Source organism: Amycolatopsis jiangsuensis, assembly GCF_014204865.1.
GTDB classification, from domain to species: domain Bacteria; phylum Actinomycetota; class Actinomycetes; order Mycobacteriales; family Pseudonocardiaceae; genus Amycolatopsis; species Amycolatopsis jiangsuensis.
Map to the genome: position 1 here is coordinate 8022022 of NZ_JACHMG010000001.1, position 23100 is coordinate 8045121.

At 69.1% G+C, this 23100-nt stretch carries 33 protein-coding genes; 26 read left to right on the forward strand and 7 right to left on the reverse strand.

Annotated elements, in window-relative coordinates:
• The first annotated feature begins 12 nt into the window (after positions 1 to 12).
• The 24 genes from BJY18_RS36040 (at position 13) to BJY18_RS36155 (ending at position 17841) form a co-directional block, all read left to right on the forward strand.
• The gene (locus BJY18_RS36040) at positions 13 to 705 is read left to right on the forward strand and encodes a PAS and ANTAR domain-containing protein (RefSeq protein ID WP_312874078.1); all 693 of its coding nucleotides are present in this window, start codon (positions 13 to 15) and stop codon (positions 703 to 705) included.
• 492 nt (positions 706 to 1197) lie between these two features.
• Positions 1198 to 1485: a hypothetical protein gene (locus BJY18_RS36045; protein WP_221458151.1), complete on the forward strand. Its 288-nt coding sequence runs from the start codon at positions 1198 to 1200 to the stop codon at positions 1483 to 1485.
• A 122-nt stretch (positions 1486 to 1607) separates the two neighbouring features.
• A complete protein-coding gene (locus BJY18_RS36050; protein WP_184784277.1) occupies positions 1608 to 1934 on the forward strand; it encodes a terminase small subunit in 327 nt (108 codons plus the stop codon).
• Positions 1931 to 3463: a terminase large subunit domain-containing protein gene (locus BJY18_RS36055; protein WP_184784278.1), complete on the forward strand. Its 1533-nt coding sequence runs from the start codon at positions 1931 to 1933 to the stop codon at positions 3461 to 3463. Before BJY18_RS36050 ends, BJY18_RS36055 begins: the two co-directional genes overlap by 4 nt.
• A gap of 11 nt (positions 3464 to 3474) precedes the next feature.
• Positions 3475 to 3636, forward strand: coding sequence for a hypothetical protein (locus BJY18_RS36060; protein ID WP_184784279.1), 162 nt, complete (start codon positions 3475 to 3477; stop codon positions 3634 to 3636).
• Positions 3636 to 4886, forward strand: a complete 1251-nt coding sequence (locus tag BJY18_RS36065; RefSeq protein WP_184784280.1) for a phage portal protein — start codon at positions 3636 to 3638, stop codon at positions 4884 to 4886. Before BJY18_RS36060 ends, BJY18_RS36065 begins: the two co-directional genes overlap by 1 nt.
• Positions 4883 to 5152, forward strand: a complete 270-nt coding sequence (locus BJY18_RS36070) for a hypothetical protein (RefSeq protein ID WP_184784281.1) — start codon at positions 4883 to 4885, stop codon at positions 5150 to 5152. The genes BJY18_RS36065 and BJY18_RS36070 overlap by 4 nt, the downstream gene beginning before the upstream one ends.
• A complete protein-coding gene (locus BJY18_RS36075) occupies positions 5142 to 5966 on the forward strand; it encodes an HK97 family phage prohead protease (RefSeq protein WP_184784282.1) in 825 nt (274 codons plus the stop codon). Before BJY18_RS36070 ends, BJY18_RS36075 begins: the two co-directional genes overlap by 11 nt.
• A 132-nt stretch (positions 5967 to 6098) precedes the next feature.
• Entirely contained in the window at positions 6099 to 7439 is a 1341-nt protein-coding gene (locus BJY18_RS36080) for a phage major capsid protein (protein ID WP_184784283.1), read from the forward strand.
• A 2-nt stretch (positions 7440 to 7441) separates the two neighbouring features.
• Positions 7442 to 7783, forward strand: coding sequence for a head-tail connector protein (locus BJY18_RS36085; protein WP_184784284.1), 342 nt, complete (start codon positions 7442 to 7444; stop codon positions 7781 to 7783).
• Complete coding sequence (locus BJY18_RS36090; protein ID WP_184784285.1) at positions 7780 to 8145, forward strand: hypothetical protein; 366 nt, start codon at positions 7780 to 7782, stop codon at positions 8143 to 8145. Before BJY18_RS36085 ends, BJY18_RS36090 begins: the two co-directional genes overlap by 4 nt.
• 12 nt (positions 8146 to 8157) lie before the next feature.
• Entirely contained in the window at positions 8158 to 8568 is a 411-nt protein-coding gene (locus BJY18_RS36095) for a hypothetical protein (protein WP_184784286.1), read from the forward strand.
• Positions 8569 to 8582: 14 nt separating this feature from the next.
• Positions 8583 to 8936 (forward strand): hypothetical protein, encoded by a 354-nt coding sequence (locus BJY18_RS36100; protein WP_184784287.1) that lies wholly within the window; start codon positions 8583 to 8585, stop codon positions 8934 to 8936.
• Positions 8937 to 8946: 10 nt separating this feature from the next.
• Entirely contained in the window at positions 8947 to 9222 is a 276-nt protein-coding gene (locus BJY18_RS36105) for a hypothetical protein (protein WP_184784288.1), read from the forward strand.
• Between the two features lie 205 nt (positions 9223 to 9427).
• Positions 9428 to 9922, forward strand: coding sequence for a hypothetical protein (locus tag BJY18_RS36110; protein WP_184784289.1), 495 nt, complete (start codon positions 9428 to 9430; stop codon positions 9920 to 9922).
• Complete coding sequence (locus BJY18_RS36115; protein ID WP_184784290.1) at positions 9922 to 11850, forward strand: phage tail protein; 1929 nt, start codon at positions 9922 to 9924, stop codon at positions 11848 to 11850. Before BJY18_RS36110 ends, BJY18_RS36115 begins: the two co-directional genes overlap by 1 nt.
• A complete protein-coding gene (locus tag BJY18_RS36120; protein WP_184784291.1) occupies positions 11847 to 13250 on the forward strand; it encodes a hypothetical protein in 1404 nt (467 codons plus the stop codon). The genes BJY18_RS36115 and BJY18_RS36120 overlap by 4 nt, the downstream gene beginning before the upstream one ends.
• Positions 13247 to 14392, forward strand: coding sequence for a DUF5047 domain-containing protein (locus tag BJY18_RS36125; protein WP_184784292.1), 1146 nt, complete (start codon positions 13247 to 13249; stop codon positions 14390 to 14392). The genes BJY18_RS36120 and BJY18_RS36125 overlap by 4 nt, the downstream gene beginning before the upstream one ends.
• Complete coding sequence (locus BJY18_RS36130; RefSeq protein ID WP_184784293.1) at positions 14389 to 15117, forward strand: hypothetical protein; 729 nt, start codon at positions 14389 to 14391, stop codon at positions 15115 to 15117. Before BJY18_RS36125 ends, BJY18_RS36130 begins: the two co-directional genes overlap by 4 nt.
• A 14-nt stretch (positions 15118 to 15131) precedes the next feature.
• A complete protein-coding gene (locus BJY18_RS36135; protein WP_184784294.1) occupies positions 15132 to 15671 on the forward strand; it encodes a hypothetical protein in 540 nt (179 codons plus the stop codon).
• A 28-nt stretch (positions 15672 to 15699) separates the two neighbouring features.
• Entirely contained in the window at positions 15700 to 15915 is a 216-nt protein-coding gene (locus BJY18_RS36140; RefSeq protein ID WP_184784295.1) for a hypothetical protein, read from the forward strand.
• The gene (locus tag BJY18_RS36145) at positions 15905 to 16594 is read left to right on the forward strand and encodes a hypothetical protein (protein ID WP_184784296.1); all 690 of its coding nucleotides are present in this window, start codon (positions 15905 to 15907) and stop codon (positions 16592 to 16594) included. Before BJY18_RS36140 ends, BJY18_RS36145 begins: the two co-directional genes overlap by 11 nt.
• A gap of 3 nt (positions 16595 to 16597) precedes the next feature.
• A complete protein-coding gene (locus tag BJY18_RS36150; RefSeq protein WP_184784297.1) occupies positions 16598 to 17527 on the forward strand; it encodes a glycoside hydrolase family 25 protein in 930 nt (309 codons plus the stop codon).
• Positions 17524 to 17841 carry a hypothetical protein gene (locus BJY18_RS36155; protein ID WP_184784298.1) on the forward strand — a complete coding sequence of 106 codons (318 nt, stop codon included), beginning with the start codon at positions 17524 to 17526 and terminating at the stop codon, positions 17839 to 17841. Before BJY18_RS36150 ends, BJY18_RS36155 begins: the two co-directional genes overlap by 4 nt.
• Positions 17842 to 17987: 146 nt before the next feature.
• On the opposite strand, the gene BJY18_RS36160 is transcribed toward BJY18_RS36155, so the two are convergent.
• The gene (locus tag BJY18_RS36160; RefSeq protein WP_184784299.1) at positions 17988 to 18593 is read right to left on the reverse strand and encodes a DUF3558 domain-containing protein; all 606 of its coding nucleotides are present in this window, start codon (positions 18591 to 18593) and stop codon (positions 17988 to 17990) included.
• 5 nt (positions 18594 to 18598) lie between these two features.
• Positions 18599 to 19048 (reverse strand): hypothetical protein, encoded by a 450-nt coding sequence (locus tag BJY18_RS36165; RefSeq protein ID WP_184784300.1) that lies wholly within the window; start codon positions 19046 to 19048, stop codon positions 18599 to 18601.
• A 62-nt stretch (positions 19049 to 19110) separates the two neighbouring features.
• Between BJY18_RS36165 and BJY18_RS36170 the strand changes: the two genes are divergently transcribed.
• The gene (locus BJY18_RS36170) at positions 19111 to 19353 is read left to right on the forward strand and encodes a helix-turn-helix domain-containing protein (RefSeq protein WP_184784301.1); all 243 of its coding nucleotides are present in this window, start codon (positions 19111 to 19113) and stop codon (positions 19351 to 19353) included.
• A gap of 3 nt (positions 19354 to 19356) precedes the next feature.
• On the opposite strand, the gene BJY18_RS36175 is transcribed toward BJY18_RS36170, so the two are convergent.
• Positions 19357 to 19614: a helix-turn-helix domain-containing protein gene (locus BJY18_RS36175; RefSeq protein ID WP_184784302.1), complete on the reverse strand. Its 258-nt coding sequence runs from the start codon at positions 19612 to 19614 to the stop codon at positions 19357 to 19359.
• Between the two features lie 124 nt (positions 19615 to 19738).
• Here BJY18_RS36175 and BJY18_RS36180 point away from each other — a divergent pair, with 124 nt between their 5' ends.
• A complete protein-coding gene (locus BJY18_RS36180; RefSeq protein WP_184784303.1) occupies positions 19739 to 19912 on the forward strand; it encodes a MerR family transcriptional regulator in 174 nt (57 codons plus the stop codon).
• A 70-nt stretch (positions 19913 to 19982) separates the two neighbouring features.
• On the opposite strand, the gene rhuM is transcribed toward BJY18_RS36180, so the two are convergent.
• The 4 genes from rhuM to BJY18_RS36200 all read right to left on the reverse strand — a co-directional run bounded on the left by rhuM (position 19983) and on the right by BJY18_RS36200 (position 22974).
• Positions 19983 to 20717 carry a RhuM family protein gene (gene rhuM / locus BJY18_RS36185; RefSeq protein WP_184784304.1) on the reverse strand — a complete coding sequence of 245 codons (735 nt, stop codon included), beginning with the start codon at positions 20715 to 20717 and terminating at the stop codon, positions 19983 to 19985.
• 149 nt (positions 20718 to 20866) lie between these two features.
• On the reverse strand, positions 20867 to 21184 hold the full coding sequence (locus BJY18_RS36190; RefSeq protein ID WP_184784305.1) for a DUF2510 domain-containing protein: 318 nt from the start codon (positions 21182 to 21184) through the stop codon (positions 20867 to 20869).
• Positions 21185 to 21304: 120 nt separating this feature from the next.
• Entirely contained in the window at positions 21305 to 22525 is a 1221-nt protein-coding gene (locus tag BJY18_RS36195) for a glycosyltransferase 87 family protein (RefSeq protein ID WP_312874079.1), read from the reverse strand.
• Positions 22526 to 22617: 92 nt separating this feature from the next.
• Positions 22618 to 22974: a hypothetical protein gene (locus BJY18_RS36200; RefSeq protein WP_184784306.1), complete on the reverse strand. Its 357-nt coding sequence runs from the start codon at positions 22972 to 22974 to the stop codon at positions 22618 to 22620.
• Positions 22975 to 23100: the final 126 nt, after the last annotated feature.

Here is a 23100-nt window from a genome sequence, read left to right on the forward strand (position 1 = left end):
AGAATGATGCAGGTGACCGATACCGCCGAATCCTCGACGAGCACCACGCCGCCGGCGCTGGTTCAGATCGTGGCCGGACGGCCGCACCCGATCGGCAGCTTCCGGTTCTTCTTCGCCGACCAGCGCTGGGAGTGGTCCGACGAAGTGGCCGCGTTGCACGGCTACGCGCCCGGCACCGTGGAGCCCACTACGGACTTGCTGCTGTCGCACAAGCATCCGGAGGACCGTGACGCCGTCGCCGGGACATTGGCCGCGGCGGTTCGGGACGGAACGGCGTTCTGCAGTCGTCACCGCATCATCGACACCGCCGGCGCCGAGCATCACGTGCTGGTCGTCGGCGACCGGCTCTACAACTCCACCGGCGCCACCATCGGCGCGACCGGCTACTACATCGACCTCGACGGCGGTCTGGCCGACCTGCGCAAGCAGGTCCTCGACGAAACCGTCCCGGAATTAGTCGGGGCCCGCGCCAAGATCGAGCAGGCCAAAGGCGCGCTCATGCTCGTCTACGGCATCACCGCCGACCAGGCATTCGCCGTGCTGCAATGGCGCTCGCAGGAAACCAACACCAAGCTGCGGGTTCTGGCCGAAAAGCTCGCCGCGGCCTTGACCGCCCTCGGCGGCGGCCCGCTGCAGCAGCGCACCCAGTTCGACCACCTGCTGCTGACCATTCACCAGCACCCCGACCAATCGGTCACCGCATAGCGGCTTCCTGCCACCGCCACACAGACCCCGACCTCACGAAGATCGCGGCGCCGAGGGCCCTGAAACGAAAGGGCCGGCTGCCCACGGCGATCTGCCCTGTCGGGGGCAGGGTCCGTGAGCACCCGGCCCGCACAACCTAAACCCGCCGCCGTCGCGCCACCGAGATGGACGCGGCCCCACTCCAAACTTTCACCCAACCAGGGTGGAGCCAAAACTCCCCGGAAACCCGGAAGGACCCTCACCCGCGACTCAACCCGTCACGGCACTGCTGGGGCCAAAACTTGCCGGAAAAGTGGGGCCAGAACTAGGCGGCAAAGACAGGCGGATCGTCCGCGAGTGCGGCAAGGAAGTCGAGAGTATTTGCAAGTATCTAGGGCAACGGATTGACGGACCCGGCGCGGCTCAACAGCTGACACGCCAACCAGGTGCGCGCGCGTAACCGGTCAAATGAGATGACCGGTTATCCTGATAGCAACCGGTGACGAGTAGGGGGTGCAGGTGGACAGGCGCTACGGCACCACGACAGGCCAGGGCTACGGCACCCAGCACCAGGCACTGCGCCGGGCGTGGGCACCGAAGGTCGCAGCAGGCGCCGCGTCGTGTGCACGCTGCGGCCGCACCATCGAGACCGGCACGCCGTGGGATCTCGGCCACCGCGACGGCACCGGCAAGCGCGAGTACTCCGGCCCCGAGCATCGGTCGTGTAACCGGCAGGCAGGTGCGCAGCTGCGCAACCTGCGCGCTCTCGACCCGGCACCCGCACCGATGACGGCGTGGTGATCAGTGATGATCATGAGTGACGAGCAGATGATCACCGGCCGCCGTTTTTTTGGTGATCATGGTCGCCGGGTGATCCACGTCCCTGTCAAAGTCTCTCTCCCCGCGGCTTCCGGGACCGCGCGATGAGCCCGGCCAAGCGCTTGCCGCTGCCGTCGGACGTGCTCGGCGCGACCCGCACGGCGCTGCGCGAGCTGGAGGTCGACGACGAGGACCGCGCCGCGGTCGCGCTCGCGATTCGGCTTGCGTCGGCGATCGACAACGAGGACAGGTCGGGGCACGTGCTGGCCGAGCTGGCGGGCAAGCTGCTCGCCGTTCTCGTCGAGCTCGGTGCGACGCCGGCCGCCCGCAAGGCCGTGCTGCCGAAGGGCGGTCCCGTCGAGCGCACCCCGCAGCAGCGGGCGAAGGATGAGCTGAAGGAACGCCGCGCGGCGAGGGCCGGTGCGCCATGACGGCCGCCGTACTCGAACCGGAAGTCGTCTACGGCTCGACTACGCCTCGGCTCTGGACGCGTCCGCTCGTCGAGGGCCCGCCGGGGCCGTGCGGGTGTGGCTGCGCGCTGACGCCGGAGACGAGCTACGGGTTTGACGTCGAGGAATTCGCGCGGGACACGCTGCGCCGGCCGCTGGATCCGTGGCAGCGGTGGGCTGCGATCCACGGCGGGGAGCTGCTGCCCGACGGGCGCCCGCGGTTCCGGATCCTGCTGCTGCTGATCGCGCGGCAGAACGGCAAGACCGAGCTGCTCGTGATCCTGACGCTGTTCTGGATGTTCATCGAGTGTCGACGGCTGGTGCTCGGGACGTCGACGAACCTCACGTACGCAGTGGAGTCGTGGAACAAGGCGGTAGACCTCGTCGAGGCGTCCGAGGCGCTGGCCGAGGACATTCCGCCCAACGGTGTCCGGCGTACGAACGGCGAGAACGAGCTGCGGACGATCTACAAGGCCCGCTACCGGGTCGCCGCGAGCAATCGGAAGGGCGGCCGGTCGCTCACGATCGACCGCCTGATCGCCGACGAGCTGCGTGAGCACCACGACTTCACCGCCTGGAGCGCGGCCGTGCCCGCGATGAACGCCGTGTGGGACGCGCAGGCGTGGGCGATCTCGAACCAGGGGGACGACCTGTCGGTGGTGCTCGACTCGCTGCGCAAGGCCGCGCTGTCGTTCATCGAGACGGGCGAGGGTGACGAGCGGCTCGGGCTGCTGGAGTGGTCTGCTCCGGATGGCTCGAAAGCCGCGGACGTGCGCGCGATCCAGGCTGCCAACCCGAACCTTGGCTATCGGCTGTCTCTGTCCAGCATCCTCGGTGAGGCGCGGCGCGCGCAGGCCGCCGGCGGGGAAGAGCTGGCGCACTACCTCACCGAGATCTTGTGCATGCGCGTGCCGATGCTGGACCCGGCGATCAACGCGGACCGGTGGGCGGCATGCCTGGATCGAGGAGACCTGTCGGACGTGCGCGGCCGGGTGGCGTTGTGCTTCGACGTGTCGCTCGATGGCCGGCACGCCACGCTCGCCGCGGCCGCGGTGCTGCCAGACGGACGGGTGCGGGTCGAGGTCGTGGCGGCGTGGGACGACATGGCGGTGATGCGGCGTGAGATGCGCGGCTGGGTGCGGCGCGTCGGGCCGCGCCGGATCGGCTGGTTCCCCTCGGGACCGGCGGCCGCCTACGCCGCGGTGCTGACTGACAACGACCAGGCCGACTGGCCACCCGAGGGGGTCGAGGTCGAGGGCATCCGCGCCGAAGTGCCGGCGGTGTGCATGGGGCTGGCAGAGCTGGTCGACGCGCAGCAGGTCGCGCACTCGGATGACCCGTTGCTGAACGCGCAGGTACCGGCGACGGAGAAGCTTCGGCAGGGCGACGCGTGGCGGTTCACCCGCCGCGGCGCCGGCCACTGCGACGCCACCTACGCCACTGCGGGGGCTGCGCACCTCGCGCGCACTCTGCCTGACGACAAGCCCGCGCCGTGGTTCGGCGTGGTGTGAGGAGATCCGTGATGACGATCAAGCGCGCGTGGCCGGTGGCGCTGCAGTGCGGGGGCGGCGCGATCGCCGCGGCCGGTCTATACGGGCTGGTTGGTCTGCTGTGGACAGCCGTGGTGGTGGGCGTGGCGTTGCTCGCCCTGGGCACGGTGGCCGAGGCGAAGGGCGGCGCGTGATGGGACTCGGGAGGTTGTTCACCCGCACGTCGGGAAGCGGTACGCGGCATGCGCGGATGCTCGTGTCGGACGGGATCCGGATCGGCCCGGCCGCGGGCATCGCGGGTGATACGTGGTGGGGCCACGGCGGGTTCCTGCGTGCCCTGGGCATCCCGGGGGTGGATCGCGCGGTGCGGCTGATCTCGTCGGTGGTGGGTGGTTTGCCGTGGGACGCCTACACCGACGGCGCCGCCGACTTCGCACAGAAGGTCGCGCCGCGGCCGATCCTGCTGGAGCAGCCGAACCCGGAAGAGGTGCGGATGGCGTCGTTCTCGAACTGGACGGCGGACTACCTGTTGCACGGCAACGCGGTCGGGGTGATCGCCGAGCGCGACGGGGCCGGCGTGCCGACCGCAATCGTGCCGGTGCCGGCGCGCATGGTCGGGATCCGGCGCGCCGACGGCCAGACCTATTCGGTGTTGCCGACGGGCGCGATTGAGTACAGCATCGGTGGGCGGGTCTTCTCCGCGCACGACGTGCTGCACGTGAAAGGGCTCGCCGAGCCGGGTGCGCTGCGTGGGCTCGGCGTTCTGGAGGCGCACTTGCATGGTGACGGCGCGCTGGGCCTGGCCGAGGAGCTGGCGCGCCAAGCCCGCAACATCTCCCAGGACGGCGTGCCGACCGGTGTGCTCAAGGCCACCAGTCCGGACGTGACGCCGGACCAGCTGCGCGAGGCGAAAGCGCTGTGGCTGGAGACGCAACGCGATCGGACGATCGCCGCGCTCGCACCGAGTACGGACTTCGAACCGCTGGCGTGGGATCCGGAGAAGCTGCAGCTGATCGAGGCGCGGAAGCTGTCGCTGCTGGAAGTCGCGAACGTCTTCGGGCTGCCGCCGCGGTACCTCGGTGCGTCCTCAGGTGACAGCATGACCTACTCCAACGGCGAAACCGAAGCCATCGACCTGATGAAGTTCAGCGTCGGTGAGCACGTCGCCCGGTTCGAGCAGACATTGACGCTGCTGTTCCCGCCGGGCACGTGGGTCACGGCGAAACTGGACGCGATCCTGCGCGCAGACACCGCAGCGCGCTACACCGCGCATGAGACCGGCATCCGGGCCGGCTTCCTGCTCAAGTCCGAGGCGCGTGCGCTGGAGAACCTGCCGCCGGTGGACGGGATCGACGACGAGCCGGCACAGCAGCAGTCGCCGCCGCACGCCACTGTCTTACCGCTCCCTACCGGGAGCCAGAGCCCGCAGGAGGAAGCCTCGTGACCGGAAAAGCACGAACCACCACCCGCAAGGCGAAGGCGACGCCGGCGCCGAAGCCCACCGAGCCGACTCCGCCGGCGAGCGCCACCGCGGCCGAACCGGCCGCGCCGGCCGCGCGGACACCGGACCCGCGGCGCGAGGTCGTGACAGTCGGCGAGTGCATGGTGCCGGGGTGCCCGGTGCTGGAGTTCGAGCCCGGCCGCGGGCTGTGCATGGACCACTTCACCACCCGACTCGACTTGAGGGAGGTCGCTCGCCATGACCGGTGACGTGCTGACCCGGCAGTGGATGCCGGAGCTGGAGGTGCGCTCGGCCGCGCAGGGCGGTGACGGTCGCACCGTTTGCGGGATCGCCGTCCCGTACGGACGTCCACAGCAGATCGACTCGCGGCTGACCGAGCAGTTCGCGCGGGGCGCGTTCAACGCGCAGCTGCGCGCCGCGCACCGCATCCCCTTCACCCGCAACCATCTGCCGCACGGCGGGACGCTGATCGGCGTCGCTACCGAGCTGCGCGACGATGCCGCCGGGCTCTACGGCGAGTGGCGCGTGTCCAAGACCCCGGCGGGGGACGAGACGCTGGAGCTGATCAAGGACGGTGCGCTCTCCGAGCTGTCGATCGGGTTCCGTGAGGGGCAGAACCGGGCGCTGCCCGGCGGGGTGACCGAGCGGGCGAGTGCGACCCTGACCGAGGTGGCCATCGTCATGGCCGGCGCCTACGGCGACGCTGCGACCGTGGCCGCGGTCCGCGCCGAGTCCGCCGTGGACCGGCGCGCCGAGTTCGACCGGATCCTCGCCGCGTTGCCGGTCCTGTCGGCCGAGGCGGACGCGTTCACCCGTGCGGCGGCGCGCGGCCAGTCGAACCTGAAGTACGGGCCGGGTTCTCCGCTGTGGAAGTACTGGACCGGTCCGGAGGGGTTCGCGCGGTTCGGTAGCAGCGCGACGCCGTGGGAGACGCTGCGTGACGCGCTGCTGAAGGAGGGCGTGCCGCCCACGATGGCCGATGGCCTGGCCACGAACATCATGCAGGCCACCCCGGCCGGGCGTGCGTTGTTCAAAGCGCACCACGCCGGAGCGCGCGGGTAACCGGTGTAGTCGGGTAGTCGGTTACACTTCGATCAGACGCGGACGCCGACACCTCAGCCCCTCACTGAAGCTGACACCCCGGCCTCTCGGGCGGACGACCCCCATTCGTTCGATACCCGGGAGGCCGGCGTCATGCCGAACCCGTACCTGGTGCGGCTGCGCGAGCAGCACGACCAGCTTCACGCGTCCATCGAGGGTGTGCAGACCCGCGCCGCCGAAGGCAACCGCGAACTGTCCGAAGAGGAACTGCGGTCGGTCACCGAGCAGGCCACGCAGATGGACACCCTTACCCAGCAGATCGAGCAGCTGGTCACCATCGAGACCCGCAGCCGCCGCGCCGGCGAGCTCGCGGCCTCGCTCGGCGAAGACCCGGGCACCGAAGGCAACGGCGGCGAGCCGCAGAACCTCGGCGGCGAGCCGCAGCAGAACCGGTCCCGCGCCACGACCCGCGACCGCGACCCCGGCCACTACCGCTCCGCCCACGACGGCGGCCACCGGTCGTTCTTCGCGGATCACTACCGGGCACGGATGCAGGGCGACCGTGAGGCACAGCAGCGCCTCGACGAGCACATGCGCGCCGTCACCCAGACCCCCGGCGGCGACGGCATCGTGCCGCCCCGCTGGCTCGTCGACGAGTACGACCCGCTGGCCCGCCAGGCGCGCGCCGTCGCGAACGTCGTCCGCCAGATCCCGCTCGGCCGCGACCCGCGCCCGCTGACCCTGCCGAAGCAGACCGCCGGCACCGACCCGAACATCGTCAACCAGTCCGCGGAGGGCGCCAACACCGCCGCGTGGGGCACCGACCGGTTCGCGACCGACACCGACACCCTGACCCCGGTCACCAAGGCCGCCTACCAGGACGTGTCCCGCCAGCTGCTGGACAGCTCCAGCCCGGCTGTGGACTCGCTGATCTTCGGCGACCTGCACGCCGCGTGGGATGCCGTCGTGGAAAGCCTGGTCTGCGCCGCGATTCTCGCGGGCGGCACCGCGACCGGTGCCACGTTCGCCACCGAGGCCGCGTTCTCCACTGACGCCGACGCGATCGATGCTGTCATCGACGCACAGACCGAGGTCGCCGGTGACCAGCGGGGCCCGGCCGACCTCGCGGTGATGAACTTCCGCCGGTTCGGCGCCTACCGCAAGCTCAAGGACTCGACCAACCGGCCGCTGATGCCGGTGACCCGCTACGGCCCGGCCAACGCCAGCGGCGCCCTGGGCAACCAGCTCGTCGGCGACATCGAGGGCGTCGACGTGATCGCCTCGGCCGGCGTGCCGACCGCCTACGCGGAAAAGTACGCCGTGCTGCGCCGGCAGGCGGTCATGCTCGCCGAGTCCGACGTGCTCGACTTCAGCTACGAGCAGGTCGTGGGTCCCTCGGCGGTCCGGATGGGGATCTGGGGCTACGTCGGCGCGCTGGTGCGCAACCCGAACAGCGTCGCCGTCCTCACCGTCACTGCTGCGACGGCGGGCTGATCATGGCCACCTGGCCACCGCAGCTGACGGACCTGAAAGAGGACGCGACGATCCCGGGAACGGGTGACGACGCCGTTCTTCAGTCCGTGCTTGACGCTGCGGTGGCCATGGTCCAGCGGGTGCGATCCGATCTCGACTTCGGCCCGCACCCGCTGGGCACGCCGCCGTCGGATGACGTGTGGCTGGGCACGATCCGGTTGGCCGCGCGGTGGTTCGCCCGCCGTCGGTCCCCGGAAGCACTGGTGGACATGGCCGAACTCGGTGCCGCGCGGATTCCCGCGTTCGACCCAGACATCGAGCGGCTACTCGGGATCGGCCGTTTCCGAGGACCGGTGTTCGCATGAGCAGCATCACCGACGCGGTCGCCGCACTGCACACCGTGCTGGACTCCGTGGCCGAGCTGGACAAGCGGGTCTACGAGGACCCGGGGCAGTCGGTGACCGGTGTCGGTGCCGTCATCACCCCGCCGACTGTGTCGTGGGGCGGTTTCGGTGGGCCGGAGCCGAGCGAGGCGACGTTCGTGGTGCACCTGGTGGTGCCGTTCGACCAGTACGCCACCGCGCGGCTCTACCAGCTCGTCGAGCCGGTGGTGGCGGCGATCGAGGGCGACCCGCTGTTCGCGGTGTCGTCGGCATCCCCGGGCCTGTTGCAGCAGGGCGGGACACAGCTTCCCACGTACGCCATCACGGTGGACGTGGGTTTGTAGGAGGAGGAAACCATGGCGCTCACCGTGCGGCGTCTCAAGGTCATCACGCTGACCATCGGCGGGGTGTCCGTGGAATGCCAGCTCGCCAGCTGGACCCTGGACCCGGGTGTGCAGGACGGCGACCGGATCTACACCTATTGCCCGGACGGTACGGCGGTGGAGGAAACCGATTCCGAGCCGACGCTGGCACTCACCGCCTACAGCAAGTGGGTTGTCGGTGGGTTCGAGGATTTCCTGTGGACGAACCGGGGCACTGTGGCCGAGTTCGAGCTGAACCACCACCCGGACATTGAGGGTGAGCACGTCCGCTGGACCGGGACGCTCATGGTGCAGCCGGCGCCTGTCGGTGGGGACCGAGGCGACAGCGAACAGACCGAGATCACATTCCAGGTGATCGGCGATCCCGAGTACTCGCGGCCGTAAGGGAGAACGCAGCCATGGCACGCCAGAGCGTTACGACGCAGCTGATCACGCACGCGGGCACCGCGCCCACGGCCGCATCGCCGAACGCGGACGGGGACATTGTGGACACGGGCGGCACGGTGTTCCTGCTGGTCTCGAACAACGGCGCCTCGGCCGCCTCGGTCACCGTCCAGACGCGGGCCACCTACGACGGGCTTGCGGTGGAGGACCTGACCGTGGCGCTTCCGGCCGGTGCCACCAAGGCCATCGGCCCACTGTCCACCGCCACGTTCGGTTTCTCGGCCGGGGACACGAACGCCAAGCGCGCGTTCGTGGACTACACGGGCACCCCTGCCGATCTCGCCCGTTCCGTGCTCGCCTTCACGTAGGAGACCCACCATGCTCACGCTGAAAATCACCGGGGACAACGGGTTTGACGACGAGGTGACCGCCAAGCCTCGGCACGTGCTGCTGTTCGAGCGCGTGAGCGGTATCCCGTTCTCCCAGCTGGAGGACGGGATTTCGATGGCGAACCTGTACCAGCTCGGCCACCTGGTCATGAAGATGACCCACCCGGACGTGACGCCGATGAAGCTGTCCGAGTTCGAGGAGACGTTCGACGTGCTTCCGGTGGGCGGTGAGCAGGAGCCGGACCCTGGCCACGCGGGAGCCTGAACCGGTCCGTCATCGAACTGGCGCTGGCGACCGGGATCGCGCCCCGCGACATTGCAGAGCTTGACCACCGATCACTGAACACCATGGCCCACCTGGTGGACCAGGCCAACAAAAAGGTCAGAGGAAAACCCTCGGGGACAGGGGAAGTCCCGAGCCGCTACGGCTCCGCCCAACTGTCGGGATGAGCGCGAGGGAGGTGCGCCCGATGGCCAAGACCAGCTTGACCGTGAAGGTGCACATCGAGGGTGTGCGGGAGGTTCTGCGCGCGTTCTCGGTGCTGCCGAAGGACGCGCAGAACGCGATCCGTGACCACTCGCAGAAACTGGCGCAGAAGCTCGCAACCAAGGCTGTGGTGGACGTGTCCGCGCACGGTGGTCCGCAAGGCCCCCTGCTGGCCACCACGGTGAAGACGGTGCGCGACCGGGTGCCCGCGATCCAGGTGGGCGGCACGCGCCGTCTCGGCCGTCACCGGGCGCCGGCGTACGGGATGCTGTTCGGCTCCATCTTCGGGATGAACGGCCGCTCCGGTTGGTTCTCGGCGGCGAAGTACAAGAGCGCGCACGGCCACCAGTACCGGCCGCATCAGGGCCAGGACGCGTACGCGTTCTTCCCGCTCGTGGAACGGGAAGCGGCCACCATCTCGCGCGAGTGGCATGCCGCCGTGGACGACGTGGTCCGCAAGTTCTCGGCGGGTGACTGATGGCCGCCGAACGCACGATCCGGATCAAGTTCGACGGTTCCAGCGCCGGGCTCGTCGCCGCTGCCGCTGCCGCCAAGGCCGAGATCAAGGCACTGTCGGACGACTCGAAAAAGCGCAGCAAGTCCCTGAGCGCGTTCGCCGTACGCGTGGGCGCCGCCGCGCGCAGCTTCACCGACCTGGCGCTCAAGGCGTCCACGGCGGCCGGGGTGCTGAACCTGCTGCCCGCGATCGTCGGCGCCGTCGCCGCATCGGCCGGTCTGCTGCCGCTCGCGGTGGCCGGCGGGTTCGCACTCGCCGGTGCGATGGTCGCCGTCAAGCTCGGCGCGGACGGCGCCAAGAAAGCGTTCGCGCAGCTCAACCCGCAGCTGAACACGCTGAAAACGCAGGTGTCGGCGAGCTTCGAGAAAGCGCTATTGCCCGCGGTGCGTAACCTGCAAACGCTGCTGCCCAAGACCACCAGCGGGTTTCAGCAGATCGTGACCGCGCTCGGCGGTGTCGCCACCAAGGTGACGGCGTTCCTCGCGACCGCCCGCGGCACGGCGCAGGTGAACACCATCCTCTCCGGCACCGCCCGGGTGATCCAGAACCTGGGCGCGTTCCTGGCGCCGGTGATCGCCGCGTTCGTCCGGATCGGTGCTGTGGCGATGCCGATCCTGGCGCAGCTGACCAGCGGGCTCGGCGCGGCCGGGGAGAAGTTCAACGCGTTTGTGCAGGGCGCGGCCGACTCGGGCCAACTGGAGCAGTGGATCCGCAGCGCCATCGCGGGCTTCTCGTCGTTCTTCGGCGTGCTCAAGGACGTGGGCGCGATCATCGGCGACGTGCTCAGCGCGATCGCCGACGCCGGCGGGGGTGTCGGGGGCATCATCGGCCCGCTCATCAGCACCATCCGGACGTTCCTCGATTCCGCGCAGGGACACGACACCCTGGTGGGGTTCTTCCAGTCGCTCAACAGTGTCGCCGGTTCGGTGTCACAGGTGGTCGGTGCGCTGCTCGCCGCGATCGGTCCGGCGATCCCGCCGCTGGCCGCCGCGTTCGCGAGCCTGGCCAGCACGATCTCGACCATCCTCGTGCCGGTGATCCAGTTCCTGGCGCCGGTGCTGGCGAACATCGCGAACTTCATTCAGCAGAACACGAGCTGGATCACGCCACTGGTGATCGCGCTCGGCCTGTGGGCGGCCGCGCAATGGGCATTGAACATCGCGATGGACGCCAACCCCATCGGCTTGATCATCATCGCGATCGGTGTGCTGATCGCGATCGTGGCCACGATCATCACGTACTGGACGCCGATCAAGGACTTTTTCATCGGCATTTTCAACGCGGTCAAGGACGCCGTGACCGTTGCCGCACAGTGGATATGGCAGCGGCTGCAGGACGCGTGGAACTTCGTCAAAAACGTGTGGTCCGGGGTCACGGGGTTCTTCTCCGGGCTCTGGAACGGAGTCAAGTCCGGCGTCTCGGCCGCGGTGAACTGGATCGGGCAACGCTTCTCCGACGCCTGGAATTTCATCAAGGGCATCTGGGGCAGGGTGTCCGGGTTCTTCTCCGGCATCTGGTCCGGCATCGGCAACGGGCTCAAGTCTGCGCTGAACGGCGCCATCCGGCTGCTCAACGGCGCCATCCACGGCATCAACGCCGTCACCGGGGTGGTGGGGATCCCGAACATCCCGGACATTCCCTACCTGGCCCGAGGCGGCACCGCGCGCTCCGGCCGCTCGTACGTCGTCGGCGAGAACGGCCCGGAGCTGTTCACCCCGGGTGTCACCGGCCGGGTCACCTCGCACGAGCAGAGCTTCGGCCGCCCGCAGACGGTGAACCTGACGTTGGACCTCGGCGAGGGCATCACGCAGCGCGTGGCGCTGGAGATCGATCGCAACAGTGTGCAGGTGCGGCGCCTGGCCGGCGCCGGGACAGGGGGCCGTCGATGAGCACCACCGCGACCTACCTCGACGACCTTTCCCGGGTCCGGATCGCGTTTGACGGGTTCGGCACCGCGGTGGATTCCGCGTTCGTCGAGCGCAGCATCGACGGCATCACCTGGGCCACGGTCCGCGGCGGCGACACGGTGCCGGTCGTGGCCGGCGCGGGGCACCTCGACGACTACGAGTTCGCCGCCGGCGTACCCAACTTCTACCGGGTGTCCGGAGTGGACGGCGGCCCGATCCTCGGCGTCCCGGATCCGGGCACACCCGTGACCGGTACCAACGTCAGCCTCACGCCGCCGCTGCCGGCCGCGGTGCTCGACGGGGACGCGCTGCTGCTGCTCGCCTCGATCCGCAACAGTGGCACCGGCGCGCCGGTCGCGCCGGCAGGGTGGACGCGGGTGCTCGACCTCGGCAACGTTGCGCTGTTCTCCCGCGTCTACGACCCGTCGGTGGCCGCACCGACGGTCACCTTCACCGGCGGGACGGTCGGCGCCGACACGATGGCGCAGATCATGGCGTTCCACAACGCCGACCCCATGCCGGTCACCACCAACACCCTCGTCAACGCGAGCGCGCAGAACGTGGCGCTCGCCGGAGTGAGCGTGCCCGAAGAGCAGATGATGAATCTGTTCCTCGCGTGGAAGCAGGACGACTGGACCGGCGCCGTCGGCCGCGGGTTCGCCGAGATCGGCGACTGGTCTTCCACCGCCGGGGACGACGCGGCGATGTGGTGGGAATACACCGTGCAAGGCGACACCGATATCGACTTCACCACCGCCACGCTGACCGTGACCGGCGGCGCCGCGGCGATCTCGAAATCCGCCGCGCTCGCGTTCCGCCGCGCCGCCTACGTCACCCGCCAGACCACGACCGTGACGCCGGTCCTCGATTCGGCGTGGATCAAGAACCCGCAGCGACCCTCGTTGAACCGCAAGGTCACCGTGTCCGGCGTTTCGGAGATCACCCGGCCGTCGCGCTCGGGCACATTCGACGTGGTGGGCCGGACGTTGCCGGTCGCGATCTCGGATGTGCAGGGCTCGCGCCGGTACACGCTCACGGTGATGACTCGTACCCTGGCCGAGGCCGCGGACTTCGATCAGGCGTTCGCGTCCGGGCTGCCGGTGTTCCTGCAGGCGCCCGAGCTCGACGCCGTCGTCCCGACGCTCTACGCCAGCGTCGGGGAGGTGACGCTGCGCCGCGGGCAGTCGGTGCGCGCGCCGCGCAGGTACTTCGACCTGCCGCTGACCGAGTGCGCCGCGCCGGCGTCCACCGTGTACGGCAACACCTACACCTGGGCCGACGTGGTCGCCGACTACCCGAGCTGGTCCGACGTGCTCGAGAACGTGGCCACCTGGTCCAACCTGATCGACCTGGTCTCGGACAACGAAGTGGTCGTGCCATGAGGCCCGTCACCGCCACATTCCTCGCCTCCGTGCGTGGTTCGCACCGCATGATCGCCCGCGCCCGCCTCGTCGCGCCCGGCCAGACCGGCACCACCCCCACCGGCCTGGCGTTCCCCGGCGGCGACCCCGCGGGGCTGCTGCCGATCAGCGCGGGTGACGTGACCACCGACATGACCGCCGACGTACAATCCACCCTCGCGCTCACGACGCTGTATCCGTGGCCGGGCGACCCGTTCGCCGCGGGAACCCCGTACGGGCAGGAGATCTACGTCGAACGCGGCATCGAATACGGCACCGGCACCCGCGAGTACGTGGGGCTCGGCTACTTCCGGATCGACTCGGTGAAGCAGCAGCAGGCACCGAACGGGCCGATCACCATCGCGGCGTCCGACCGGATGGCGCAGGTGAAGGACTCCCGCAACGTCTCGCCGCAGACGTTCGCCGCGGGCGGCTCGGTCGGCGCGTGCATCGACACCGTCGTGCAGCAAGCAGTCCCGGGCGCGGTCACCGACTACGGCGACTGGGACGCCTACGGCACCAGCCTCGCGTCCGCGCACGTGATGGGTGACGACCGGTTGCCGTTCCTGCAGGACCTGCTCGCCGCCTACGGGCGGTACGCGTTCTTCGACTACCGCGGCGTCTACACCGTGCGGCCGGTGCCGGACGTGACGACACAGGAACCCGTGTGGACAATCGACGCCGGCCGCCACGGCGTGCTCGTCGAGCAGCAGCGCACCATTTCCCGCGACGCGGTCTACAACGTCGTCGTCGCCCGCGGCGAACCGGTCGGGGAGCTGCCGCCGGTGCAAGGCCTGGCCTACGACAACAATCCCGCCTCACCGACCTACGTGTTCGGCAGCTTCGGCATCGTCCCGACCTACTACTCCTCGTCGTTTATGACCACCATCGAGCAGTGCGAAGGCGCCGCCGCCGCGCAGCTGGCCAAGGCCACCGGGCTGCCCTACTCGGTGTCGCTCGGCACCGTGCCCAACCCGGCGCTGGAGGGATGGGACGTGGTCACCGTCGACAACGGACGCGACAACGCCGAAACCCACGTGCTCGACCGCATCACCTACGGGCTCACCCCGGATTCCTCGATGGGCATGGACACCCGCAAGCAATACCTGGAGGGGGTACCGTGATCGCCGGATCCGATGGCGCGCTGCTCGCCGCCCTGATCGCCGAAGCCGGCCGCGGCCCCGCCGGCAGCGAAGACCTGTCCGACTACACCGGCCAAATCCTTGCGTGGGACGCGCTCTCGGGCACGAATGTGGTGCACGTCAACGGCGCCGACATCCCGAACATGCGGGTGGTGCAGTCCGGGGTCGGCCTGGCGTATCAGCCCGGCGACGTGGTCAACATCATGCGCCGCGGAACGCAATGGTTCATCCTCGGCAAAATCGGCGCGCCCGGCGCCGGCGCGGGGAACCAGATTGCCTCGCGGCGCATCGCTATTCAGCGGAGCATTCCCGCCGGGGGAGACTTCGCCGACCTCACCGGGTCCTACGGCCCAGAGGTCTCGCTCTACATCGGATCCTCACGCCGATGCCTGGTGATCCATTCGTTCGAGTGCGCGGTGAGCGGATCCGTGCCGGTGTCAGGCGAGGGAGCGCTCGCCCGCGGCGCTGGGTTTCAGGCGGTTCAGGTCTCCGGCGCTTCGAGCCTGCCTGTGGAAACTGCGGTGACCGATGCGTTCGTGCAGAACGGTTGGGCCACCAATCAATCCGTAACCGCCTCGACGCTCGTAACCGCCGCGAATGGACTCAACGCCGGACTGAACGTCTTCACCTGCAAGTACCGCGCCACCGCAGACTCCGGCCTCGCGGTCCAGGTCAACAACCGCGTCCTGACCGTGATCCCGTTCTGAGAGGGAAACCGAACATGCCCAACACCACACCGATTTACGGGTTCCGGTACCCGACGCTCACCGAACCGCCGAACGGGCCGGACCAGGTGAGAAACCTCGCGTTCGACCTCGAAACGAAGATCGCCACGATGGACGCGATCATCAACGCGCAGATCACCACCCGCTACGCGGGATCGGTGAGCCCGACCAACGACGACGTGATCGGCACCAGTGAGGCGATCCTCACGGAGAAGGTCACCTTCGCCGCGGTCGCCGGCCACCGGTACCTCGTCGTGCACACCAGCGATACGGCGATCGCGTCCGGCTCGCCGAGTGCGGGCACCTGGAACTACCGGTACGCCTCGGACGGCAGCTTGAGCACTGCGGGCACGCTGATTCAGCAGTACGTCGGCCCGCCGCCCACCGGGGGCCATAGCACCGATACCCGCACCACTGTGTTCACCGCGCCCGGATCAGGCACGTACACGATCGGCTGTGGCTACTACACCAACGGCGGCGCCACCGTCCGGCACTACGCGAACGCCAGACGCCTGACCATCGTCGACATCACGTGACCGTCCACAGTGCACGAAAGGGGTGACGGTGGGTGCTCTGGACATTGGCCAGCTACTTGCCTCGGCCGGACCGTCGGCCGCGCTGCTCGTGGTCGTCGTCGTTCTCGGCTGGCTGTGGGTACGCGCCGAGCGCCGCGCCGAACGGCTCGCGAAACAGCTCGACGCGGAGCGGGCACGCCGGTGGAGGGCCGAGGACTCCGCAGCCCGGGCGAAACGCAGGAGAGGTGAGATAGATGCGTCCTAGCCGTACCTCGCTCATCGCGATCGTGTTGGCCGTGGTGGCGCTCGGTGGCGCCGCCTGGGCAACGCTCGCGCCGCTCGCCGTGCGGCAGGACGCGGCCGAGGTGCAGTCGCAGGCGCGAACCCTAGCCGAGCAGGTCGCCGACGCGTGCGCTCGCGGAGGGGAAACAGCTGTCGAGCTCGGGTCGGCTTGCGCGAAAGCAGACGAAGTGAAGGATCAGCCGAACGTGGCCGAGCCGGCGGCCACGACCACTGATCCGGCTGCCTTGCGGAGCGCTGCGCGGACTGCTGTCGAGTCGTACTGTGCGGCCCGCAACGGCTGTCGGGGCGCGAACGGTGAGACACCGGACTTCGATGCGCTCACGAGCGCGGTGCTTGCGCGGATCCCGGCACCGGCGGACGGCACGGACGGCAAACGAGGGCCGGGGCCGAGTGATGCACAGGTGTCCTCGGCGGTCGCGGACTACTGCGACGCCCACGACCAGTGCCGCGGCCCGGCCGGCGCGCAAGGCACACCCGGCATTAACGGCCACGACGGCGCCGCCGGCCCGGCCTGCCCGGACGGCTACGAGCTGCGCGACGCGGTGATCACCGCACCGGACCAGACCACCTACTCCGGCAAGGCGTGCGTGGACCCGTCCAGCAGCACCCCGCCCACCGACCCGCCCACCCCCGGAGGCTGACCGATGGCACTTGGCATCGACATCTACCGCAGGTTCCAGACCGTCACCAGCTGGTCCGCGGTGAAGGCCGCGAAGGTGACGTTCGTGTACGTCAAACTCACCGACGGCGGCGGCATGCCCGCGGGCGGCCGCGGTGACGCCGAGGTGGCCGGCGCGAAGTCGGTCGGGATCCCGGTCGGCGGCTACCACTTCGTCCAGGCCAGCCCATCCCCCGAAGCGCAGGCCGATGTGCTGCTCGGCGAGGTGCGCCGCCTCAGCGTGACCGGCTGCGCACCGATGCTCGACCTCGAAGACAACCCGACCGGCTCGTCGCTGCCGAACATCCCCGACAGCCAGAAGCGCGCGTTCGCGGTGCGGTTCCTGAACCGGGTCGCGGCGGCCGGGCTGCGGCCTGGGGTGTACCTGAACAACGCGCTCGCCAAGGCCCTGCGCCCCGACACGTGGGGCGTGCCCGGGCTGGTGATCTGGATCGCCCGCTACGGCGCGAAGCCGGATCCGGCGGCCGGCCGCTACGACATCCACCAGTACAGCTCGTCGGGCTCCATCCCGGGCATCACCGCCAGCGGGGTCGACCTCGACGAGTCCTACACCAGCAACCACCTGACCGCGCACACCGAGGAGGACGACATGGCCGACCTGAACGAGGTCTTCACCAAGATCTGGTACAACGCGCTCTGGACACAGAAGGACGCCGCCGGCAAGGTCACCGGCACCCCGAACCCCAGCCAAGTGCTCGCGATGCTGCACAACCAGCTGACCGCGCTCACCGCGCAGGTGTCCGGCCTGTCCGCCGCGGTCGCCGCGCTCTCGAAGGACGACGCGCTGACTCCGGACGCGGTCCGGCAGATCGTCACCGACGCCGTTGCCGCGAACGTCCGCATCACCGGCACCGTCGAGATCACCGGCGCCGAACCCGCGCCGGCCGGCCGGTGACCGGGCAGCACGCCGCCCCGGTCGGCGAACCCACGGTCTGGCAGCGGCTCGGCGCGTGGGCGCGCACCGCACCCGGCCGCTACCGCAAGGCTCTCGCGGCGCTGTGGGGTGTGCTGACCGCCCCGGTCGTGGTCGGTGTCCTCGCGGCCGCCGGCGTCCACATCGACGGCGACACCGCAGCCCTGATCATCACCGCCGGATCACTCGTGCTCGGCACCGGCGCAGTCGCCGCGTCGAAGCCCAACGACTCCGCCACGGCGCCGGCCAGCGTCGACCCGCTCTACGCCGAGGACGTAACCCGCGGCCCGGCCTGAGCGAGACAGACGAGAGCCCCGCCCCTGTATCACGCAGGTGGCGGGGCTCTTTTCGTCGTCTCTGGGGCGGGTCCGGCGACCCAAGGGGGAGGAGGGCGCCGGACCCGCAGGCCGAACGCTACCTGGCGGCCGGACCGGGCGCGGTGTCAGCCGCCAGCGTTCTGCTTCAACGTGGTGATCACGTCGTTGGCCACGTCGGCTGCACCGGCGCAGCTGTCGACCTTGCCCATCTTCTCCGTGCGGGGCGCCACGTCGACCAGGAACGAGAGCCGGTCCGTGACGCCGACGAGCACATTGCAGGTGTTGGGCGTCGATCCCGCCTGAGTGGCGTAGGCGACGGCGGGAAAGCCCTGGATCGGCGGTAGCACGTCCCAGCGCTTCATCTGCGGCTTGACGTTCACGTAGGCGTTGCTCAGCCCGTCGTTGCTCGCGGGGTAGTAGGACACGCCGATGCTGGCCGTGGTGTCAGGGTTGGTCCACGAACAGCTCGAAATCGGTTGGCTGTCGGGCTTTCCGGTGATCGCTGAGCCGAGTTGCTCGGTGATCTGCTGCGGGGTGAGTGCCTGGCAGGGGTCGCCGGAGAGCGCGTTGTCCGGTAGCGGGTTCTCCACCTTCGGCGCACCGCCGTAGGGCACCGTCTTCGCAGACGGATCGGTGGTCGGCGTGGACGATGCCGTGGGGGTTCCGGCGGTGGTCGAGGAGCAACCGGCGGCGAGCGCTGCAAGGCCGAGCATCGCGACGGTGTTGCGCACGCGCATCAGAGTTTTCCCGGGGGTTCGGCGTCGGGGTCGACGTTCTTCATGGTCTTGGTCTGGTCCTGCTCGCTCTCGCCGATCGCGTCGAGCGCCTTCTGGATCCGGTCGGCCAGTTCCGTGATGTAGGCAAGCTGCGCGTCGATCGCCTCGGCTCCGTGCGAGTACGCGCCGAGCTGCCCTTGCCCGTCACCCACCAACGCCACATTCGCGGCCACAGTCGCCGGGTCCTCCGATGGGGGCTTCATCGTGACCAGCTGGGCGGCCTTGCGTTGCATGTCCTGTACCGCGATCTTGTGGTCGTTCAGGTTCCGGAGGATCCCCTTCGCCTCCTCCACCTCCAGCGAGAACCCGTCTTGCCGAGGTTCGTTCGACCATGGGTTGTAGATCGAGAAGTTGGTGTCCTCCCACACGAGATGTCCTCCCCGCACTCGGGTGTCTGCAATTGCCGACACGCGGGCGATGGTAGCCGATCACCTACAGCGTGTGGGGCTGATTCGGGAGGTAGGTTGCGTCGGTGGCACGGCAACCGCATTCACCGGCAACGCGGGAGTTCGGCGTGCGCGTGCGGGAGCTGCGGCACCGGGCAGGCCTGAGCCAAGAGCAGTTGGCCGAGGTCGCCGGGGTGCACTGGACGTTCGTGAGCCAGGCCGAGCGCGGCTTGCGGAACCTGAGCCTTCACAACCTGCTGAAGTTCGCCGAAGGGCTCGGCGTCGACCCCCGGGAGCTGGTGCACGGCCTGAGGCCGCCGAAGGGGTGAGGTTCAGCCGCCGGGCAGGGATCGGTCCAGATCGGCGGTGAGGGCCATGCGCAGGATCCACTGACGCTGCTCGCCGACGACACCGAGCGCGCCGAGGATCCCTGCCACGTCCAGTGGTTTCGGGGTGCGGTGCCCGAGTTCCCACGACGAGATGACGGCCGGGTGTACCCCGACCCGGCGGGCCAGTTCCCGGACACCCCAGTGCGCGTTCTTCCGGGCTGCACGGAGCGCGGCACCTAGTTCGGGCGTTGCTTCATGCATGGCCACCACCTCCGAACGCGGCGAAACGCGACAAGCGTACGTGAACGCGCGTGCTCGGCGGTGATCGCGGTCCATTGCGGCACTCGAATAGACGAACGCGGCAAACGCGGGCGAAAGTAGGCAGGTGACCGATCGCCTGCTACCTACCGCCGACGCCGCCAAGGCCATCGGCGTGGACCGCCGAACGCTGCAACGGTGGTGGAAGGCAGGCGACGTGACTCCCGAAGTGGTGACCCCGGGAGGGCACGCCCGGTGGGACGTGGACGACCTGAAACGCCAGCTGCGCGACCGTCGCTGACCCCGGGCGCACAGAAGCGGCCCACCCGCGAAAATCGTTGGGGGCGGGCCGCACCTGTTCTTCAGACGTGCTAGTCAGCCGGCTGCACCGGGTTCTCCTGGATCACCTCGTCAACCAGTGCCGTGAAGTCCGCCATGGTGTACGCGTCGCTCAGGGTGTGCAGCATGAGCCGCCCGACGATGATGCGCCCAAGCGCGGACTCGGCCTTCAGCTCGACATCCGTGAGCCGATCTTTCGCGTGCTTGGTCTTGATCAGCCCATTGCCGTCCTTACGTGGCGCGCCCCGGATCTGCTCGCGGGTCGCGAGGAGCTGCGTCGCAGTCTGGCCGGTAACCGCTACGTGGAACCTGTTCTGCATCATGGCGAACGCCGTCTGCGTGGATCGCTTGGTGCTGTCGTAGTCGACGGCGTCGGTGAGAAGGTCTCGGACTTCCAGGTAGTCGATCTTCTCCTGCAGGCGGGCAAGCTGCGTACGTGAGGCGTCTTCGCGGATGTACCCGCCGTCACGCCGAATCGAGGGCAGTACCTCTCTGGTGATCCACCGTCTGAATTTGCGCGCTTCCGGTTTTCGGCTGTCGAGCACCAGATCTAACAGGCCGGACTCGTTAACAGCTTTCGTCTCGACGCGCGCACCTCGTGAGTTCTCGACACGGGTACTAGTCGTGTCGAGCGGATCCACCCTGCTCAGAGCGCTGCTGACGTCGGCGAGATCGAGGATGGTGCACACGTCCGAGGCGATCCACCATGGCTCTCCATTGAGATCGATGACGACGCGGACGTTGTTCCCTTCGAAGTCGAAGGGCATGATTTCGCTACCGGGCATGGCTGGCCTTTCGGGGGACTGTGGACTATTACTCGCGTTTCATGGTCGACCTGTTTCGCGCGTGATCAATTTGTTAACGACAGAGCCCCGGCCGCCACGAAGGTGACCGGGGCTCTGTCGTCGGGCTGCTGTTACTGCGGCGCAGGCGCGAAGCTTTCCACCCATGTGGCGCCGTCCCACCACTGGAGCTGACCCTGCTGGTTCGGTGACGGGTACCAGCCCGGCGCGGGTGCCTGCGGCTGCACCGGCTCGGCGTTACGCTGCTTGCGCTTCGCCAGCAGGTCACCGATCGACCCGGCCGGGTAGCCGGTGCTGCTGCCGGACGCGTCCATCATCGAGGTCTGCTTGCGCAGTTCCTTCAGCTGGGCCTTGGCCACGCGCTGCTTTTTCGACGAGCCACGGACGACGCCGCCGGTGCCGACCATCAGGGACTTGCGGATGATGCCCATAGTGTTCGGGCCTTTCTGTTCAGCGAGGTTGATCGGGGAGTCGCGTGCGATGCGATGGCTGTTACGGGCTTCAGCTCATGGCGGGTGAGGTCCCCGCTGACATGGAGGGGCCGCTGATGGTCAGATGGCGTACTTCCAGACGGTGAGGCTGTAGGCCGAGAACCACGCGCCGGCGAGCACGTAGGCCGCGAGGACGGCCACGGCCGTGGACTTGCGGCGCTTGGCGAGACCGAGCGCGATTGGAATCAGCAGCACGAACGCCGGTAGTAGGAATCGCACCTTCGCGAACGGCAGGCCGGCACTGCACAGGACCAGCAAGAGCGCGCCGAGGCCGTACGCGGCCAGCGGCCACGAGAGCCGGCGTATCGACACCACCGCAAGAACCACCGCGGCGATCACCAGCAGGGCGACAAGCGTGGGGAAAGCGCCGTCGGGACGTAGCAGTGTGCGGGGTATCCACTCGATGGCTTCGCGGCCCCAGTCGAACCGGGTGTTCCAGCCGCGGAGCTCGATGTCCTGCCACCCGGCCCATGAGCCGGTGCGCGCGGCGACGAATCCCCAGTAGCCGACCAGACCGATCGGCGCCAGCACCGCGGCTCCCAGCGCCGGCCACCGGCGTTCGCCACGCCATGCGGCGAGCACCGCCGCGAAAACGACGACGACGATCAGCACGCACGCGACCGAGCGCGTGAACCCGGCGAACATCGTCGCCACGCCGGCCAACGCCCAGTTCCGTTCGAGGACTCCGACGAGCGCCCACGCTGCGAGCGCGGTGAACAGTGCCTCGGTGTAGACCATGCTTTCGGTGATGGCCATCGGCGCGCCCGACCACAGCACAACGAGCACCAGGCCAGCTCGCGGGCTCGCGACGAGCCGGCCGATTCGGTAGAGCGCGCACGCCGCGGCCACGCCAGCGAGCGTGGACACCACGACGCCCGCGGCCGGCAGCGGCAGGCCGGTCTTGCCGACCAGGCTGATCAGCATCGGATACAGGGGGAAGAAGCCGTATGGGGCGTCCGCGAACGCGTTACCGTCGATATCCAGTGGGTTCTGCACGCCGGCGTAGTTGTGCTCGGCGATCTGCAGGTACCACCAGCCATCCCACGAGCGCAGCCGGTCGCCGAACGGAAGGTTCCGATACGCCGACATGCCGGCCAGCACGGCGACGCTGACCACGCGGACGGCGAGGAACAGCCCGGCCGCGCGGGCATATCCGGATCGCGACCAGCCCTCGAACCGGCGGCGCGTGGTCTGCAGAAGGCCGGTATCGGGCGGAGGCGAAGTGATGATCGTCGATGCCGGAAGCTTCAGGAGAAGCCCCGATCTGTCTGCCTCCGTCACGGTGCTTCCCCTCGCTCGCGTCCGTTCGTAAACGTCGTCGCGCTCGCGCAGGTCGTTACGCATGCTCGCCGGCTGACGGATTGTGGTGAGCATCACTGCGCCTCCGCCCCGGCAGCCCGCAGCCGGTAATTCCGGTGCCACGGAAGCGGGCCCGAGATTCCGTCGAGCGCGCTCATGAACGCTCGGGTGCACGCCGGGCAGAAGTCCTGCGGGGTGATCCAGCCGTCGGCGAGGTACTCGATGCAGCTCGACCACCCCGACCGCCGCGGTGCTTCGCACGCCGGCGCGGTGGCAGGGCTCTTCTCCGCGCAGCGGGGGCACACGTGCGCCCAGTCGTAGCTCGGCAACTCAGCGAAGGTGTTTTCGCCGCCGGGGTTGTGCCGGGCCACGTATCGCGCGTTGCACAACGCTGTCTCGGTCCCGGGCCGAGCGATGTGGTAGCGCGTCATGTCACCCTTGGGCGTGGTGAAGTAGCGGGCAATCGCAGGCGTTGCCTGCTCTGATGCCTTTCGCGTGGTCACTCCGATGCCCCTCCGGTCTTGGCGTTTCTTAATGTCTTGGCGTGTTCATGTCGG

What these genes read in the sequence shown, in the direction of transcription:
- BJY18_RS36190 (WP_184784305.1), bottom strand. Translation starts at nt 21,184, where the DNA reads ATGGGCATCATCCGCAAGTCCCTGATGGTCGGCACCGGCGGCGTCGTC.
- BJY18_RS36125 (WP_184784292.1), top strand. Translation starts at nt 13,247, where the DNA reads ATGAGGCCCGTCACCGCCACATTCCTCGCCTCCGTGCGTGGTTCGCAC.
- BJY18_RS36095 (WP_184784286.1), top strand. Translation starts at nt 8,158, where the DNA reads ATGGCGCTCACCGTGCGGCGTCTCAAGGTCATCACGCTGACCATCGGC.
- BJY18_RS36080 (WP_184784283.1), top strand. Translation starts at nt 6,099, where the DNA reads ATGCCGAACCCGTACCTGGTGCGGCTGCGCGAGCAGCACGACCAGCTT.
- rhuM (WP_184784304.1), bottom strand. Translation starts at nt 20,717, where the DNA reads ATGCCCTTCGACTTCGAAGGGAACAACGTCCGCGTCGTCATCGATCTC.
- BJY18_RS36085 (WP_184784284.1), top strand. Translation starts at nt 7,442, where the DNA reads ATGGCCACCTGGCCACCGCAGCTGACGGACCTGAAAGAGGACGCGACG.
- BJY18_RS36075 (WP_184784282.1), top strand. Translation starts at nt 5,142, where the DNA reads ATGACCGGTGACGTGCTGACCCGGCAGTGGATGCCGGAGCTGGAGGTG.
- BJY18_RS36065 (WP_184784280.1), top strand. Translation starts at nt 3,636, where the DNA reads ATGGGACTCGGGAGGTTGTTCACCCGCACGTCGGGAAGCGGTACGCGG.
- BJY18_RS36060 (WP_184784279.1), top strand. Translation starts at nt 3,475, where the DNA reads ATGACGATCAAGCGCGCGTGGCCGGTGGCGCTGCAGTGCGGGGGCGGC.
- BJY18_RS36200 (WP_184784306.1), bottom strand. Translation starts at nt 22,974, where the DNA reads ATGACGCGCTACCACATCGCTCGGCCCGGGACCGAGACAGCGTTGTGC.
- BJY18_RS36175 (WP_184784302.1), bottom strand. Translation starts at nt 19,614, where the DNA reads ATGCATGAAGCAACGCCCGAACTAGGTGCCGCGCTCCGTGCAGCCCGG.
- BJY18_RS36090 (WP_184784285.1), top strand. Translation starts at nt 7,780, where the DNA reads ATGAGCAGCATCACCGACGCGGTCGCCGCACTGCACACCGTGCTGGAC.
- BJY18_RS36135 (WP_184784294.1), top strand. Translation starts at nt 15,132, where the DNA reads ATGCCCAACACCACACCGATTTACGGGTTCCGGTACCCGACGCTCACC.
- BJY18_RS36105 (WP_184784288.1), top strand. Translation starts at nt 8,947, where the DNA reads ATGCTCACGCTGAAAATCACCGGGGACAACGGGTTTGACGACGAGGTG.
- BJY18_RS36110 (WP_184784289.1), top strand. Translation starts at nt 9,428, where the DNA reads ATGGCCAAGACCAGCTTGACCGTGAAGGTGCACATCGAGGGTGTGCGG.
- BJY18_RS36120 (WP_184784291.1), top strand. Translation starts at nt 11,847, where the DNA reads ATGAGCACCACCGCGACCTACCTCGACGACCTTTCCCGGGTCCGGATC.
- BJY18_RS36150 (WP_184784297.1), top strand. Translation starts at nt 16,598, where the DNA reads ATGGCACTTGGCATCGACATCTACCGCAGGTTCCAGACCGTCACCAGC.
- BJY18_RS36055 (WP_184784278.1), top strand. Translation starts at nt 1,931, where the DNA reads ATGACGGCCGCCGTACTCGAACCGGAAGTCGTCTACGGCTCGACTACG.
- BJY18_RS36115 (WP_184784290.1), top strand. Translation starts at nt 9,922, where the DNA reads ATGGCCGCCGAACGCACGATCCGGATCAAGTTCGACGGTTCCAGCGCC.
- BJY18_RS36100 (WP_184784287.1), top strand. Translation starts at nt 8,583, where the DNA reads ATGGCACGCCAGAGCGTTACGACGCAGCTGATCACGCACGCGGGCACC.
- BJY18_RS36050 (WP_184784277.1), top strand. Translation starts at nt 1,608, where the DNA reads ATGAGCCCGGCCAAGCGCTTGCCGCTGCCGTCGGACGTGCTCGGCGCG.
- BJY18_RS36145 (WP_184784296.1), top strand. Translation starts at nt 15,905, where the DNA reads ATGCGTCCTAGCCGTACCTCGCTCATCGCGATCGTGTTGGCCGTGGTG.